Genomic DNA, 15,207 nt, shown 5'->3' with positions numbered 1-15,207 from the left:
CTCAGCCGCCGGAGACCCCCACCACGAGCCAGATGAAGGCCACGCCCGCCACCGTGCACAGCAGGGTGGAGCGGGCCGGGTGCGTGTGGTGGGCCTCCGGCAGGATCTCGGCGGCGGCGAGGTAGAGCAGGGCGCCGCCGAAGAAGCCGAGATAGCCGCCGAGGAGTTCCTCCGGAAGGGTGAACAGCAGGGTGGAGGCGGCGCCGACGAGCGGGGCGACGGCGTCCGCGACGAGCATCGCGAGGGCCTTGCGGCGGGCGTTCCCGTAGAGGCTCGTGATCGTGTACGTGTTGAAGCCGTCGGCGAAGTCGTGGGTGATGACGGCGAGGGCGACGGTGGCGCCCATCCCGCCGCCGACCTGGAAGGCGGCGCCGAGCGCGATGCCGTCCATGAGGCTGTGGAGGACCATCGCTGCGGCGGCCGTCAGGCCGACCTGGGGAACCCTTTCGTCGGCACCGACCCCGTGCGCCGCACGGCGGACGGCGAGGAGCCGCTCGACGACGTGCGCGAAGAGGAAGCCGCCGACGAAGAGCAGCAGGGCCTCCGGGACGCCGAAGACCTCCCTCCCGGCGGCCTGGAGGGCCTCCGGCAGCAGGTCGAGTCCGACGACGCCGAGCATCAGCCCGCCGGAGAGGCCGAGGACGAGGTGGCGGCGGTCGGTGACGCGCTGCGCGACCCAGCCGCCGAACAGCGTCATGAGGAACGCGCCGAGCGCGACGACTACAGCCATGGGCCTTTGCTATCGGATGGGGCCGCGTCCGCGCACCTCGGCGTCGGCGCCCGGTCGGGCGCTCCGGTGGACGAGGTCCTCGCGCTCGTCGGGGCGGTCCTGCGGGAGGCGGGCCTGACGCCCGCCGGGGTCCGCTCGCTGGCCACGCTGGACGGGCGGGCGGCGGAGCCGGGGATCGTGGCGGCCGCGGCGGCGCTCGGGGTGCCGGTGCGGGCCTTCACGGCCGCGGAGCTCGCGGCCGTGCCCGTACCGCATCCGTCGGCGCTGCCGCTGGCCGCGACGGGGACGGCGTCCGTGGCGGAGGCGGCGGCGCTGCGGGCGGCGGGCGCGGGCGGGGAGCCGGGCGTCCTGCTCGTACCGAAGCGGAAATCCCGGCACGTGACGTGCGCTCTCGCTGCTTCCGTCCCGGTTCGTCCGAACGAAGAGGCTCCAGGCGTACGGTTGTTGCCCCGAACTCACGGGTACATCGCTGGCGAGCCTGGCTCACCCCCCACCATCCCCACCCCCCACACGACGGCGGCCATGGACACGCACACGCATTCCGACGCCCACGACCTGCGCCACCACGGTGACGCCGAGGTCAGGGACGACAAACTCATCGATCTGGCGGTCAACGTCCGGACGAACACCCCGCCGGACTGGCTGCGGAAGCGGATCGCCGACTCGCTGACGGGTCTCGCGGCCTATCCCGACGGCCGGGCCGCGCGGGCGGCGGTCGCCGAGAGACACGACCTGCCCTCGAACCGGGTGCTCCTGACGGCCGGCGCGGCGGAGGCGTTCGTGCTGCTCGCGCGGGCGCTGCCGGTGCGGCGGCCGGTGGTGGTGCACCCCCAGTTCACCGAGCCGGAGGCGGCGCTGCGGGACGCCGGGCACACGGTGGGCCGGGTGCTGCTGCGCGAGGAGGACGGCTTCCGGCTGGATCCGGCGGCGGTGCCGGAGGACGCGGATCTCGTGGTGATCGGGAACCCCACGAACCCGACCTCCGTGCTGCATCCGGCCGCCTCGATCGCCGCGCTGGCCCGCCCGGGGCGGATCCTGGTCGTGGACGAGGCGTTCATGGACGCGGTGCCGGGCGAGCGGGAGTCGCTGGCCGGGCGGACCGACGTGCCGGGTCTCGTGGTGCTGCGGAGCCTCACCAAGACCTGGGGGCTCGCCGGGCTGCGGATCGGGTACGTCCTCGCGGAGCCGGAGACGGTCGCGGCCCTGGAGGGGGCGCAGCCGCTGTGGCCGGTGTCGACGCCGGCGCTCGTGGCGGCGGAGGCGTGCATGGCGCGGGCGGCGCTCGCGGAGGCGGAGCACGCGGCGCACCGGATCGGCGTGGAGCGGGCCCATCTGCTGGCCGGACTGGCGGAGTTCGACGAGGTGCGGACGGTCGCGGGCGCGGAGGGTCCCTTCGTGCTGCTGCGGATCGACGGGGCGGACGCGGTGCGGGAGCGGCTGCGGTCGCTCGGTTTCGCGGCCCGCCGGGGTGACACGTTTCCCGGGCTCGACCGGAACTGGCTGCGGCTCGCGGTCCGGGACCGGGCGACGACGAACCGTTTCCTGCAGGCACTCGACCAGGCGCTGCTGATCGGCGGCTGAGCCGCCCGGCCCGGGGCCCGATGCGACGGACAGGCCCCGGGCGGACGCGGAAGGGTCCGGGGAGGGCGGTGTCGTCACCGCCGCCCTCCCCGGACCCTGGCTTCCCTCCCGGCGCCCCCCGGCGCTTCCCCCTCGGGCCGTCAGCCGCGGGAGCGGCCGCGCGAGCGGGTCACGGCGAGGGCGCCGCCGCCCGCGACGAGGAGGGCGAGCGCCCCGATCGCGATGTACGGGGTGGTGGAGCTGCCGCCGGTCTCGGCGAGGTTCTCGGTGGGTGTGGTGCCGCCGTTGTCGGTCTTGATGCCGCCGGCGTCGCTCGGCTTGACCGAGGGCTGCTGGGTGGGCCGCTCGGTCGGCTTCTCCGTGGGCTGCTCGGTGGGCTTCTCGGTGGGCTTCTCGGTCGGCTTGGTGCCCTTGGGCGTCTCGCAGGTGGCCTCGGCGAGGGTCACCGTGCCGTTGACCTCGGCGACGCCGAGCTTCAGCGGGTTGACCGCCACCTTGAGTTCCAGCGCGGTGGCCGCGGCGGTGCGGGAGGTCGTGGACGTGCGGGAGAGGTCCAGGGTGACCTCGCCGACGTCCGGCACGCTGACCTGGGTGCGGCCGGCCGCGGACAGGGTGGTCTTCTTGCCGAACACGGTGATGTGGCCGAGGACGTTGGACTCGGCGACCGGCTTCTTCCCCACCTCGCACAGCGCCTTGGACGTGACCTTCTCGACCTCGACGAGGGAGAGCAGCGGGATGCCGGGGACGTGCACCCGGGCCTTGACGAGGTTGACGTACCCCTCGGCCTTCTTCTCGTCCACGGTCGCGTCCGCGGTGGCGACGTCGGCCTTGAGGATGTCGACCGGCTCTCCTCCCTCGGCTCCCTGCACCTTCACGGAGAGCGCGGTCTCGTTCTCGCTCGCGGGCGCCTTGACCTCGTTGAGGGAGACCCGGACCGGCACGTTCACGGCCTTGCCGAGGAGGGAGACGTCGAGGCCGGTCCGCAGCACGGCCGCGGTGGCGCGCCCTTCGCCGCCCGAGGCGTGCGCCGCCGGGGCCGCGAGGAGCACGGGGCCGACGGCCAGGGCGGCGACGGTCGCGGCGGCGGCGGAGCGGCGTACGGGCATGCGGAAGGTGTTGCTGTTCAAGATGGTGGAACCCCCACAGGAGACATGGCGTCGCCGGCCGCTCACCACGGGGACGGTGGGTCGGCGCGGCCTCGGCGACTTGAGACACCGGAATCTTTACGCACGGAGAGTGAACCGGCAGTCACCTGACGGGACTTCACTCCAAAGGGGGGTTTCCGTGTTCATTTTCGATTTTTCTCTATACAACCGTTCCCGGTTGTCCCGCGTGTTTCGTACGGGGAGGCCTGCGCGGAAACGGTGAGAACGATCCACGAGCCTCCCGGGTCACGGATCGTCAACCGGGCGCACTCAGCTCGCGCGCCAGTACCCGAGGGCGTGGACGCGCTCCTTCGGCAGGGCGAGCTCCTTGCGCGCGTACCCGGCGAGCGCCCGGGTGGTCGCGGTGTCGCAGGCGATCCAGACGTACGAGCGGGGGTCGGCGAGCGCGGGGAGCTCGGCCTTCACCCGGGCGACGAGCCCGGCGCCGCCGTCCTCGCGCGGGATCCGGCGCAGCTCGTGGCAGAGGGGGTCGAGCCGTACCGGCAGCTCCTCGTCCGAGGCGTGCCGGGTCTCGAACCAGAGGGTGGCCGGGACGCCCGGGAACGCGTCGAGCAGGGAGTTGACGGCGGGCAGGGAGGCCGGGTCGCCGACCACGAGCAGCCGCGCGGGGAGCGGGTCGGGGGCCTCGAAACCGGTGCCCTGGAGGGTGGCGTCGACCGTGTCGCCGGGGACGCAGGCGCGGGCCCAGCGGCTGGCGACCCCGTCGTGGAGGGCGAACTCCAGGCTGAAGGTGCCGGCCTCCGGGTCGGGGTCGACCAGGGTGTAGGCGCGCTGGTGGGGTCTGCCGGCGTCGTCGAACCAGACGCGGACCCACATCGTGGGATGGACGCCGGCGGCGGCCAGCAGCCCGCCGTCCGTGAAGCGCACCCGGCGGTAGTCCTCGGTGACCTGCTCGGCCCCCGTCACCGTGAACGTGAAGTCCTTGCCGCGCATCAGTCTGAGCACCGCGCCCTGCCAGCCGTGGCCCACCGGGAACCCCTCCCCCCTGCACTCCTGTAGATTAATTTAGGCCAGCCTAACCTAAGCAAGGTTGGCGGCATACGTACGGTCGGAATCGGACGGGATCGGGGTCTCCGTGAGCATCGAGGTCTACCGGGACGCCTGGGGCGTCCCCCATCTGCGCGCGGCGGACCCGGACGAACTCGCCTTCGCCCAGGGGCGGGTCACCGCCCGCGACCGCGCCTGGCAGCTGGAGGTCGAGCGGCACCGGGCGCAGGGCACCACCGCCGCCTTCCTCGGCGCCGCCGAGCTCGGCTGGGACGTCTTCGTCCGGCGCGCCCGGCTCGCCGACACCGCCCGTCGCTGCTTCGCGCGGCTCGCGGAGACCGACCCGGCGACGGCCGCCTGGGTCAACGCCTACGTGGCCGGGGTCAACGAGGGCCTCGCCGAAGGCGCGGCCCACGCGCCCGAGTTCGCGGAGACCGGCCTCGCGCCCGGCCGATGGGAACCCTGGACCCCGCTCGCCGTCTGGCTCTCGACCCACATCCTCTTCGCCGGCTTCCCCACCAAGCTGTGGCGGGAGCAGGTCGCCCGCCGGCTCGGCGAGGAGTGGACGGAGCTCTTCGCGACCGACGGGCCCGGCACCGCCGGCTCCAACGGCTGGGTCGTGGCCGGCGGGCGGACCGCGAGCGGGGCGGCCCTGGTGGCCGGAGACCCGCACCGGTTCATCGAGGCCCCCGGCGTCTACCAGCAGATCCGGCTCGCCTGCCCCGCGTACGACGTGGTCGGCCTGGCCGTGCCCGGCGTCCCCGGACTCGCCCACTTCGGCCACACCGGGCCGGTGGCCTGGGCGATCACCAACGCCATGGCGGACTACCAGGACCTCTACCGGGAGCGGCTGCGCAGGCTCCCCGACGGCACCGTCGAGGCGTACGGCCCGGACGGCTGGGCCCCGGCCGCCGCGCACCGGGAGACCGTCGAGGTCGCGGGCGCGGAGCCGGTGGTCGTCGAGGTGATCGAGACCGCCCGCGGTCCGGTGATCATCGGCGTGGACGACGAGCCCGGGGACAGCTCCTCCCCCTGGGAGGCCCTCGCCCTGCGGTACCCGCCGCGGGTCACCGGCGAGCTCGGCTTCGGGGCACTGCCCGCGCTGCTGCGCGCCCGGACCGTCGCCGACGTGGACGCGGCCCTCGACGGCTGGGTCGAGCCGGTGAACGTCGTCCAGGCCGCCGACACCCGGGGCGGCCTGCTGCACCGGGTCGCCGGCCACGTGCCCGTACGGGACCGGGCCAACGCGCTGCGGATCGTGCCCGCCTGGGACCCGGCGCACGCCTGGGCCGACGCCCCGGCCCCGCTGCCCCGCGCCGAGGTGCGCGGCCACGCCGTGATGGCCAACGCCCGGGGTCTGGCCGCGCCCCTGGGCGTCGAGTTCGCCCCGCCGCACCGGGCGGCCCGGATCGACGCGCTGCTCCGCCGCTCGGCGGCCTGGACCCCGGAGGCGACCGCCGCGATCCACTCCGACACCGACAACCCCTCGGCGGCCCGCCTCCTGGAGGCGGTGGGCCGCGCGGACACCGCCCTCTCCCCCGGCGGCGCCCGGGTCCGGGAGCGACTGCTCGGCTGGGACCGGAGGATGGACGCGCAGAGCGCCGACGCCGGGCTCTACGCCGCCGTGCGCGGGGCCGTCGTGCGCCGCCTCGCCGCGCACGAGGCCTTCGCCCCGCTGCGCGAACCCGCCCCGTACCCCGAGCTCTTCCGGCCCTGGCTCGCGCTCGGGCCGCGCGTCGCCTTCGCCCTGGAGACGCTGCTCGTGGCCGGGCCCGTGCCCGCCGGGGACGTCGGCCGGATCGTGCGCGAGGCGCTCGACGAGATCGGCGCCGACGAGCCGCCGGCCGCCTGGGGCGTGACGCACCGGCTCGCGCCCTGGCAGGCCCTGCCCGACCCGGACGACGACCGTTGGCCGGGCCTCGGCGGCGACCACGACTGCGTGCTCTCCACGTCCAGCGTGCCCGGCTGGACCGACCGCAGCGCCCGCGCCTCGGCCGCCCGGTACGTCTGGGACCTCTCCGACCGCGAGCGGAGCCGCTGGATCGTGCCGTTCGGCGCCTCCGGCGTCCCCGGCGACCCCCACCACCAGGACCAACTCCCCCTGTGGCTGCGGGGCGAGCTCGCCCCCGTCACCACCGACTGGCAGAACCTCACCAAGGAGCAGGGATGACCACCGCCGTACACGTCCAGACCGTCGAGGGCTTCGGAACCGTCACGGTCCGGCCCGTCGACCCCGACGGCGACGCCCCGCTGCTGCACGGCTGGGTCAACGAGGAGCGGGCCCGCTTCTGGGGCATGGTCGGGACCACCGTCGAGCAGGTCCGGGAGATCTACGCCCACCTCGACTCGCTGACCACGCACCACGGTTACCTGGTCAGCCGCGACGGGGAGCCGGTCGCCCTCTTCCAGACGTACGACCCGGAGGCCGACCGGGTCAGCGAGTGCTACGAGGCGCGTCCCGGCGACATCGGCGTGCACCTGTTCGTCGCACCGGGCCTCGCCCCCGAGCCCGGCTTCACCGGACGGCTGCTCACCGCGCTCGTCGACTTCTCGCTGAGGGACCGCACCAGGATCGTGATCGAGCCCGACGCGGCCAACGAGAAGGCGATCGCCCGCATGGTGCGGGCCGGATTCGTGCTCGGTCCGGAGGTCGTGCTCCCGGAGGTCGACCTGCCGGAGGTCTTCATCCCGGAGAAGCGGGCCCGGCTGGCGTTCCTGAGCCGCTGACGGGCCCCGGCGGCCCCTCAGCCCACGACCCGGCCGTTCACGACGACCCGGCGCGGCGCCGCGAGGACGCGGACGTCCGCGCGCGGGTCCTCGCCGTAGACCACGAGGTCGGCCGGCGCTCCCTCCTCCAGGGAGGGGCGGCCCAGCCAGGCCCTGGCCCCCCAGGCGGTGGCCGCGAGCGCGTCGATCGCCGGGATGCCCGCCCGGGTCAGCTCCTCGACCTCCTCGGCGACGAGCCCATGGGCGAGCGAGCCGCCCGCGTCGGTGCCGACGAAGACGGGCACGCCCGCGTCGAAGGCGGCGCGGACGGTGTCGTAACGGCGTGCGTGGAGCCGGCGCATATGGGCCGACCAGCGGGGGAACTTCTCCTGGCCGCCGTCGGCGAGGTGCGGGAAGGTCGCGATGTTGACCAGCGTCGGGACGATCGCGACACCGCGCTCCGCGAAGAGCGGGATGGTGTCCTCGGTGAGTCCGGTGGCGTGCTCGATGCAGTCGATGCCCGCCTCGACGAGGTCCCGGAGCGAGTCCTCGGCGAAGCAGTGCGCGGTGACGCGGGCGCCGAGCCGGTGCGCCTCGGCGATCGCCGCCCCGACCTCGGCGCGCGGCCAGCAGGCGGTGAGGTCGCCCGCCTCCCGGTCGATCCAGTCGCCGACGAGCTTGACCCAGCCGTCGCCGCGGCGCGCCTCGCGGCCGACGTACGCCACGAGGTCGGCGGGCTCGATCTCGTGGGCGTAGTTGCGGATGTAGCGGCGGGTGCGGGCGATGTGCCGCCCCGCCCTGATGATCTTCGGCAGGTCCTCGCGCGCGTCGATCCAGCGGGTGTCGGAGGGTGAGCCCGCGTCCCGGATGAGCAGGGTGCCGGCGTCCCGGTCGGTGAGGGCCTGCTTCTCACTGGTGGCCTCGTCGACGGGGCCGTGCCGGTCGAGGCCGACGTGGCAGTGGGCGTCGACGAGGCCGGGGAGCACCCAGCCCTCGACGCTCACGGCCTCGGCGGCGGGCCGCTCGAAGGTGATCCGCCCGCCGACGCACCACAGTTCGTCACGGACGTCCTCCGGGCCGACGAGCACCCGCCCCTTCACATGCAGCACCACGTGATCGCTCATACCCGCACTCTACGAGCCGTGCCGAGCGTGCGGGGAGCGCGGTTCACGGACGCCAGTCGGCCTCCAGATCGTGCGAGTCGGTCTTCGTGAGCCGGGTGAGCGCGGTGCCGTCCGCCCGTACCAGGAAGAGGTGCTCGGGGTCCGCGTCGTCGGTGCCGCCCCGGGTGAAGACCAGACGCCTGCCGTCCGGCGACCAGGAGGGGTACGTGTCGTGGGCGCGGGCCGAGGTGATGCGGTGCGTGCCCGAGCCGTCGGGCCGGATGACGTAGAGGTGGGCGAAGCCGGTGGGGTCCACCCGGCTGAAGACGATCCGGCCGGTGCGCGACCAGTCGGGCGTCCAGTCGTGGGAGCCCGCGAGGGTGATCGGCGTCTGCGTCAGGGTGGCGAGCTGGATCCGCATCAGCCTGCTGTTCCCGGAGGCCGTGTCCGCGCGGCTGAACGCCAGGTTCTTGCCGTCCGGGGACCAGGTCGGGTGGGACTCGTCCTGCGGGGAGTGGGTGAGGCGGGTGGTGGGGCTGCCGTCGACGTCGGCGACGTAGATCTCGCGCTGGGTGCCGACCGGCTTCGAGTAGGCGATCCGCTTGCCGTCCGGGGACCACGCGGGTTCGGAGGCGCCCTTGGTACCGGGCACGCTCTTCAGGTCGCCGCCCGTGCTCTTCGTCGTCCAGATGCCGTCGACCGCCCCGCCGGAGCCGTAGCGCAGGAACGCCACCCGCGTGCCGTCCGGGGACCAGCTGGGCATCACCTCGCTGACGGCGGGGGTGTGCGTGAGCTTGACGGGCGGGCCGCCGGCCGGGCCGATCGCGTACAGGTCCTCGACGGGCGCCGCCGCGTCGTAGCGGGCGAAGACGATCGGGCCGGGCGCGGCCGACCACGCCGCGCCGGTCGCCCCCGCGTCCCCCGAGGCGGCGAGGGTCAGCGGTGCGGCGACGGCGAGCGCCGCGACGACGGCGACGGCCGCGCGGCGCGGGCGGGTGCCGACGCTCCGGCGCGGGCTTCCGGCCCCGCCGGTCTCGCCGCCCCCGCCGGTTCCGCCGATCCCGCCGGTTCCGCCGATCCCGGCCGTGCTTCTGCCCCCGGCCCTTCTTCTGCTGTCGAACATGGTGCCCACCCCGGTTCCTCACGGCGGCCTCCTGCGGCGCCGCTCCGGGCCGCAACATCCCACCGCCGGCGCTCCGGGGGAAGCGCCCCGGGCCCGCGGTACGAGGCCTGTGACAGGTTCCGCACACGACCGTGACGGCACGCCGCCTCCCGCCCGGGCGGCCTCGTGCCGCCGCGCCGGACGCACCCGCCGGGCGAGGGCCGGACCGCTTAGGCTGGCACGAGTCGCGTCCCGATGTATGCGACACGTATCCGACCGCGAAGAGGGAACACCCGTGACCGTGACACATCCGCTGCTGGACCTGGCCCCGCTGACCGCCGCGCACTTCGCGTCGATCGAGCGCCGGGTCGCCGCACTGCTCTCCACCGAGCAGGACGTGGTGATCACCCAGGGCGAGGCGCTGCTGCCCCTGGAGGGGTGCATCCGCAGCGGCGCGCGGGCCGGCTCGACCGCGCTGAACGTCGTCACCGGCCCGTACGGGCAGACCTTCGGGAACTGGCTGCGGGACTGCGGGGCGACCGTGGTCGACCTGGAGGTGCCCTTCCACACGGCGGTGACGGCGGAGCAGGTCGAGCGGGCGCTCGCCGAGCACCCGGAGATCGACTTCGTGTCCCTCGTGCACGCGGAGGCGGCGACCGGCAACACCAACCCGGTGGCGGAGATCGGCGAGGTCGTGCGGGCGCACGGCGCGCTGTTCTACCTGGACGCGGTGGCGTCCATCGGTGCCGAGCCGGTGCTGCCGGACGCCTGGGGCGTGGACATGTGCATCATCGGCGCCCAGAAGGCGATGGGCGGCCCCGCGGGCGTCTCCGCGGTGTCGGTGAGCGCGCGGGCCTGGGAGCGGTTCGCCGCCAACCCGGCCGCGCCGCGCCGCTCGTACCTCTCCCTCCTGGACTGGAAGGAGCGCTGGATCGACGGCGGCCGGAAGGCGCTCCTGCACGCTCCGGCGCAGCTGGAGATGCTCGCCCTGGAGGCCTGCGTGGACCGGATCGAGGCCGAGGGCCTGGACGCGCTGATGGCGCGGCACGCCTCGGCGGCGGCCGCGACCCGCGCGGGCGCGGTGGCCCTGGGCGGCGGTCTGGAGCCGTACGTGCGCGAGGCGAGGGACGCGGCACCGGTGGCGACGACGCTGCGCGTGCCCGCGGGGCTCGACGCCTCGGAGCTGGTGGCGAAGGCCCTCGCGGCCGATCCGTCGCTGCCGCTGATCGCGGGCGGCGGGGCGCTGGCCAAGGAGATGATCCGGGTCAACCACTACGGGGTGGACGCGACCCGGGGGGCCGTGCAGTCCTCGCTCGCCGCCCTGGGCGCGGCGCTCGGCGAGTCGGGCCGGACGGTGGACCTGGAGGCGGCGCGCCGGGCGGTCACGGAGGCCTAGTAGTCCGTGCGGGAAGGGGCGGGGGGTCCGGACCTCCCGCCCCTTTCGCGCACCCGGGCCGGACGGGGGCCGAGCCCTCCGGACCCGTGCGCCCGACCCGGTTTCAGAGCGCGGGGTAGTCGATGTAGCCCTCGGGGCCGCCGGCGTACATGCCGGCGCCGTCGGGGGTGTTGTAGGGGCCGTCGGCGCGCAGGCGGGCGGGCAGGTCGGGGTTGGAGATGAAGAGCCTGCCGAACGCGACGAGGTCGGCGGTGCCGTCCTCGATCAGGGCGAGGGACTCGGCTCCGGTCGGGGCGTCGCCGGTGGCCGGGTTGAGGATGAAGGTGCCGGCGAACCGCTTGCGCAGGTCGAGGACGAGCGGGCGGCGCTCGGGGCCGGTCTCCAGGACGTGGAGGTACGCGATGCCGACGGGCTCGATGGCGGTGAGGAGCCGGGTGTAGATCTCCTCGGTGTCGGTCTCGCTGATGTCGTTGAGGGTGTTGGCCGGGGAGATGCGCAGACCGGTGCGCTCGGGGCCGATCTCGGCGGCGACGGCCTTGACGACCTCGACGGCGAAGCGGATGCGGTTCTCGACGGAGCCGCCCCACTCGTCGGTGCGGTGGTTGGAGCCGGAGGCGAGGAACTGCTGGATCAGGTAGCCGTTGGCGCCGTGGATCTCGACGCCGTCGAAGCCGGCCTCGACGGCGTTGCGGGCGGCGGAGGCGAAACCGGCGATCGCCTCGCGCACCTGGTCGCCGGTGAGCTCGCGCGGGGCGACGTACGCCTTGGGGCCCTCGTGGGTGTAGACCTGGCCGGCGGCGGCGACCGGCGAGGGGCCGACGGGGTGGAGGTCGCCGTCGAGGATGTCGGGGTGGCCGATCCGGCCGGAGTGCATGAGCTGGGCGAAGATCCGGCCGCCGCGCTCGTGGACGGCGGTGGTGACCTCGCGCCAGGCGGCGATCTGCTCGCGGCTGTGGAGGCCGGGGGTGTTGGGATAGCCCTGCCCCTCGGGGACCGGCTGGACGCCCTCGCTGATGATCAGCCCCGCGGAGGCGCGCTGGGCGTAGTACTCGGCGACGATCGCCGGAGGGGTGCCGTCCTGGCCGTTGGCGCGGCTGCGGGTCATGGGGGCCATCGCGATGCGGTTCGCGAGGCGGGTTCCGGCGAGGTCGATGGGGTCGAATGCAGTGGTCACGGCTGTCCCTCACAAGAATATGTGGTCGGCCAACTAATTGGGCCGTTGTCACTGTAACCCATTCATTGGCCGACCAAGGTAATCTTGTGGGAAAGCCGTTCCGAGGAGCCCCCATGTCAGGAACCGACCCCGTCTGTACCGCCCCGTCCGCCGGGCCTCAGCCCTCCGACGCGTGCACCGGGACCGTCAGCCACACCCTGGCGTGGGTCGCGCGGCTCCACCGGATCGCGATGGGCCGGCGGCTGCGGGACCTGGGCCTCTACCCGGGCCAGGAGCTGATGATGATGCGCCTCTGGGACTGCGGGGCGGTCCGCCAGTCGGAGCTCATCCAGTCACTGGGCCTGGACCCCTCCACGGTGACGAAGATGCTCCAGCGCATGGAGCAGTGCGGCTACGTGCGCCGCAGCCCGGACCCGGCCGACCGGCGCGCGGTCCGGGTCGAGGCGACGGACGAGGGCCTCGCGCTGCGCGCCGGGGTCGAGGGGGCCTGGCAGGACCTGGAGGAGAGCACGCTGGCCGGACTCGCCCCGGCCGACCGGGCGGAACTCGCCCGGCTGCTCGGCCTCGTGGGCGGGAACCTGGCGAAGGAGGCGGGCGAGGAGGGCGAGACCGGCGCCGTCTGCTGAAAGCCCGGCCGGGTCACCGCGCACGGCCCAGCACCCGTCGGGCGTGGCGGCGCGGCCCGCCCCGCGGGTGCCGGCAGGGCTTCGGCCCGTCGCGCGGACGAGCCGTCGGACGTGGCGGCCCGGCCCCGCCCGCCGGGTGCCCGCGGTGCCTCAGCCCGCCAGGACCTCCAGGACGCGGTCCACGTCCGCCGCCGTGTTGTACAGGTGGAAGGACGCCCGCAGGTTGCCCGCGCGGGCCGACAGCAGGACGCCCGCCTCGCGCAGGGCGTCCTCCCGGTCGCCCAGGCCGGGCACGGCGACGACCGTCGAGTCGTCCATGACCGGCGCGTGCCCGAGGGCGAGCAGCCCGGAGCGGAAGCGGGCCGCGAGCCCCTTGTCGTGGGCCTCGATCCGCTCGATGCCGATCTCCTCCAGGAGGGCGAGCGAACGGGCCGCTCCGTGGTACGAGAGGAAGGCCGCCGGCTCGTCGAACCGGCGGGCGGAGCGGGCCAGTTCGCGGACCGGGCCGTAGCTGTTGACCCACAGCTCCTCGCCCGTCACCCAGCCCGCGTGGATCGCGAGGAGCGAGTCCTGGGCCTCCTCCGTGACGGTGAGGAAGGACGCCCCGCGCGGGCAGAGCAGGTACTTGTAGCCGCCGGCGACCGTGTAGTCCCACTCCCCCGCGCGCAGCGGCAGCCAGCCCGCCGACTGGGTGGCGTCGAGGAGGGTGCGCGCGCCGTGGGCGGCCGCCGCCTCCCGTATCGCCGCGAAGTCGGCCGTGCGGCCGTCCGCCGACTGCACGGCGGAGAAGGCGACGAGCGCGGTCCCGGGCCGGACGGACTCGGCGAGCCGTTCCAGCGGCGCGAAGCGGACCTTGAGGTCGCCGCGGATCGTGAAGGGGGTGATGACCGAGGAGAAGTCCCCCTCGGGGAAGAGGACCTCGGCTCCGGCGGGCAGCGACTGGGCGATCATCCCGCAGTGGACCGCGACCGAGCTGCCGACGGCGACCCGCTCGGGGGAGACGCCGGCGATCCGGCCGAAGGCGGCGCGGGCCTCGTCCACGATGCCGAAGTCCCCGGCACCGCCGGGACGGCCGTCGGCGGTCTCCTCCGCGAGGAGGGTGACGGCCTCCACGGTCCGGCGGGGCAGCAGACCGCACGCGGAGGTGTTCAGGTAGGTCTTCTTGGGCGCGAACTCCGCGCCGCCGAGCGGCTGATCAAGGGATTCCATGTCCCCACCCTGGATTCCCCACGGTCACCCGTCAATGGCGATTCGACCGTGGGGACACCCAAGACGCGCTTATCTCCGCAGGTCAGAGGCTCAAGCCTGCGGAACCTCACAGGCACCGTCCGGACCGCAGACCTCCGCGTCGGTGCCGACCGGCTGGAGGACCCGGCCCTGCCAGGCCTGCTCCAGGGCCTGGGTGAAGACCTCGGCGGGCTGGCCGCCGGAGATCCCGTAGCGGCGGTCGAGGACGAAGAACGGCACGCCGTTGGCACCGAGTTCGGCGGCCTCGCGCTCGTCCTCGCGCACGGCGTCGGCGTAGGCGGTCCGGTCGGCCAGGACGGCTCGGACCTCGGTCACGTCGAGACCGGCCTCCACGCCGAGCGTCACGAGGGTCTCGGTGTCGAAGACGGAGCGCTCCTCGGCGAAGTTGGCCCGGTAGGCGAGGTCCAGGAGCTCGCTCTGCCGACCGCGCTCCCTGGCCAGGTGGAGGAGCCGGTGGATGTCGAAGGTGTTGCCGTGGTCGCGGCCCTCGGTGCGGTAGCCGAGGCCCTCGGAGTGCGCGTTCGAGGCGACGTGCTCCTCCATGGCGCGGGCCTCGTCGAGGGTGCGGCCGTACTTCTTCGCGAGCATCTCCAGGACGGGCCCGGTGTCGCCCTTGGCGCGGTTCGGGTCGAGCTCGAAGGAGCGGTGTACGACCTCGACGTCGTCGCGGTGGGCGAAGGCCGCGAGCCCCTTCTCGAAGCGGGCCTTGCCGATGTAGCACCAGGGGCAGGCGATGTCGCTCCAGATCTCGACGCGCATGTGACTTCTCTCCGAGGGGTTGCCGGTGGGGTGTACGTGTGCGGGAACGCGGGCACCCGTCCGGTTCATTCCGGTTCCGGCCCCGGTGTGAGCCGGAGCACCAGGTGCCTGCCGGAGCGCGGGGTCTCGGGGTCCGGCCTCCAGCCGTGGGCCGCGTAGAAGGCCTGGGCGCGCTCGTTCCTCTCGAAGACCTCCAGGCGGGCCGAGGTCACCCCGGCCGCGCGCCAGGCGGCGAGGCAGGCCGCGTGCAGCTCGCCGCCGACGCCCCGGCGCCACTGGGCGGGGGCGACGTGGAGCTGGCTGAGGACGGCGGCGGCACCGTCGACGCGGTGGGCGGCGACTCCGGCGATCACGCCGTCGCGCTCGGCGCAGAGCACGGCGCCGCGGCCGACGGCGTCCGCCCAGCGCTCGCGGGCTCCGGCGACCGCCTCGGGGCCGAGGATCTCGGCGGCCGGGAGGTGGCCCCGGTAGTAGGTGGCGCGGGCCTCGGCGTGGAGGGCGACGAGGGCGTCGACGTCGGCGGCGGTGGCGAGTCTGATCACAGACGTTCGAACGCCGGAGCGACCGATCCGGTTCCGGAACACCGCGCGCCGGAACGACCGATCCACGGTTCCGCAGCACCGCGCGCC

14 protein-coding genes are annotated in these 15,207 nt (G+C 74.7%); 5 read left to right on the top strand and 9 right to left on the bottom strand.

The genetic code is table 11. The features are described from left to right. Position 1: 1 nt before the first annotated feature. Positions 2 to 730 carry a ZIP family metal transporter gene (locus ACFV2S_RS09020; RefSeq protein ID WP_329856422.1) on the bottom strand — a complete coding sequence of 243 codons (729 nt, stop codon included), beginning with the start codon at positions 728 to 730 and terminating at the stop codon, positions 2 to 4. 6 nt (positions 731 to 736) lie between these two features. On the opposite strand from ACFV2S_RS09020, the gene cobC reads away from it, so the two are divergent. Beyond that, positions 737 to 2,311 carry an Rv2231c family pyridoxal phosphate-dependent protein CobC gene (gene cobC / locus ACFV2S_RS09015; RefSeq protein ID WP_385555621.1) on the top strand — a complete coding sequence of 525 codons (1,575 nt, stop codon included), beginning with the start codon at positions 737 to 739 and terminating at the stop codon, positions 2,309 to 2,311. A gap of 140 nt (positions 2,312 to 2,451) precedes the next feature. Here the strand turns inward: cobC and ACFV2S_RS09010 are convergent, their stop codons facing one another. Together ACFV2S_RS09010 and ACFV2S_RS09005 are read right to left on the bottom strand one after the other, a co-directional pair. After that, positions 2,452 to 3,438: an SCO1860 family LAETG-anchored protein gene (locus tag ACFV2S_RS09010; protein ID WP_385555619.1), complete on the bottom strand. Its 987-nt coding sequence runs from the start codon at positions 3,436 to 3,438 to the stop codon at positions 2,452 to 2,454. A gap of 288 nt (positions 3,439 to 3,726) precedes the next feature. Next, positions 3,727 to 4,446, bottom strand: a complete 720-nt coding sequence (locus ACFV2S_RS09005; protein ID WP_385555617.1) for a siderophore-interacting protein — start codon at positions 4,444 to 4,446, stop codon at positions 3,727 to 3,729. Between the two features lie 106 nt (positions 4,447 to 4,552). Between ACFV2S_RS09005 and ACFV2S_RS09000 the strand changes: the two genes are divergently transcribed. Together ACFV2S_RS09000 and ACFV2S_RS08995 are read left to right on the top strand one after the other, a co-directional pair. After that, positions 4,553 to 6,634, top strand: coding sequence for a penicillin acylase family protein (locus ACFV2S_RS09000; RefSeq protein ID WP_385555615.1), 2,082 nt, complete (start codon positions 4,553 to 4,555; stop codon positions 6,632 to 6,634). Then, a complete protein-coding gene (locus ACFV2S_RS08995; protein WP_383800405.1) occupies positions 6,631 to 7,191 on the top strand; it encodes a GNAT family N-acetyltransferase in 561 nt (186 codons plus the stop codon). Before ACFV2S_RS09000 ends, ACFV2S_RS08995 begins: the two co-directional genes overlap by 4 nt. A 17-nt stretch (positions 7,192 to 7,208) precedes the next feature. Here ACFV2S_RS08995 and ACFV2S_RS08990 read toward each other — a convergent pair whose 3' ends face one another. Together ACFV2S_RS08990 and ACFV2S_RS08985 are read right to left on the bottom strand one after the other, a co-directional pair. Next, a complete protein-coding gene (locus ACFV2S_RS08990; protein ID WP_385555613.1) occupies positions 7,209 to 8,294 on the bottom strand; it encodes an amidohydrolase family protein in 1,086 nt (361 codons plus the stop codon). Between the two features lie 43 nt (positions 8,295 to 8,337). After that, on the bottom strand, positions 8,338 to 9,405 hold the full coding sequence (locus ACFV2S_RS08985) for a hypothetical protein (protein WP_385555611.1): 1,068 nt from the start codon (positions 9,403 to 9,405) through the stop codon (positions 8,338 to 8,340). 271 nt (positions 9,406 to 9,676) lie between these two features. Between ACFV2S_RS08985 and ACFV2S_RS08980 the strand changes: the two genes are divergently transcribed. Next, positions 9,677 to 10,771 carry a pyridoxal-phosphate-dependent aminotransferase family protein gene (locus ACFV2S_RS08980; protein ID WP_385555746.1) on the top strand — a complete coding sequence of 365 codons (1,095 nt, stop codon included), beginning with the start codon at positions 9,677 to 9,679 and terminating at the stop codon, positions 10,769 to 10,771. 103 nt (positions 10,772 to 10,874) lie between these two features. Here the strand turns inward: ACFV2S_RS08980 and ACFV2S_RS08975 are convergent, their stop codons facing one another. Beyond that, positions 10,875 to 11,945, bottom strand: a complete 1,071-nt coding sequence (locus tag ACFV2S_RS08975; protein ID WP_385555609.1) for an alkene reductase — start codon at positions 11,943 to 11,945, stop codon at positions 10,875 to 10,877. 113 nt (positions 11,946 to 12,058) lie between these two features. Between ACFV2S_RS08975 and ACFV2S_RS08970 the strand changes: the two genes are divergently transcribed. Further along, the gene (locus ACFV2S_RS08970; RefSeq protein ID WP_385555607.1) at positions 12,059 to 12,571 is read left to right on the top strand and encodes a MarR family winged helix-turn-helix transcriptional regulator; all 513 of its coding nucleotides are present in this window, start codon (positions 12,059 to 12,061) and stop codon (positions 12,569 to 12,571) included. A gap of 150 nt (positions 12,572 to 12,721) precedes the next feature. Here the strand turns inward: ACFV2S_RS08970 and ACFV2S_RS08965 are convergent, their stop codons facing one another. The 3 genes from ACFV2S_RS08965 to ACFV2S_RS08955 all read right to left on the bottom strand — a co-directional run bounded on the left by ACFV2S_RS08965 (position 12,722) and on the right by ACFV2S_RS08955 (position 15,120). Next, a complete protein-coding gene (locus tag ACFV2S_RS08965; RefSeq protein ID WP_385555605.1) occupies positions 12,722 to 13,780 on the bottom strand; it encodes an aminotransferase class V-fold PLP-dependent enzyme in 1,059 nt (352 codons plus the stop codon). Between the two features lie 90 nt (positions 13,781 to 13,870). Continuing rightward, the gene (locus ACFV2S_RS08960) at positions 13,871 to 14,578 is read right to left on the bottom strand and encodes a DsbA family oxidoreductase (protein ID WP_385555603.1); all 708 of its coding nucleotides are present in this window, start codon (positions 14,576 to 14,578) and stop codon (positions 13,871 to 13,873) included. 65 nt (positions 14,579 to 14,643) lie between these two features. Continuing rightward, entirely contained in the window at positions 14,644 to 15,120 is a 477-nt protein-coding gene (locus tag ACFV2S_RS08955; protein WP_385555601.1) for a GNAT family N-acetyltransferase, read from the bottom strand. Positions 15,121 to 15,207: the final 87 nt, after the last annotated feature.

This window comes from Streptomyces sp. NPDC059695, from assembly GCF_042733785.1.
GTDB lineage: Bacteria > Actinomycetota > Actinomycetes > Streptomycetales > Streptomycetaceae > Streptomyces.
The sequence above is the reverse complement of the archived record's forward strand: the minus strand, read 5'-3'. Positions and strand labels throughout refer to the sequence as shown.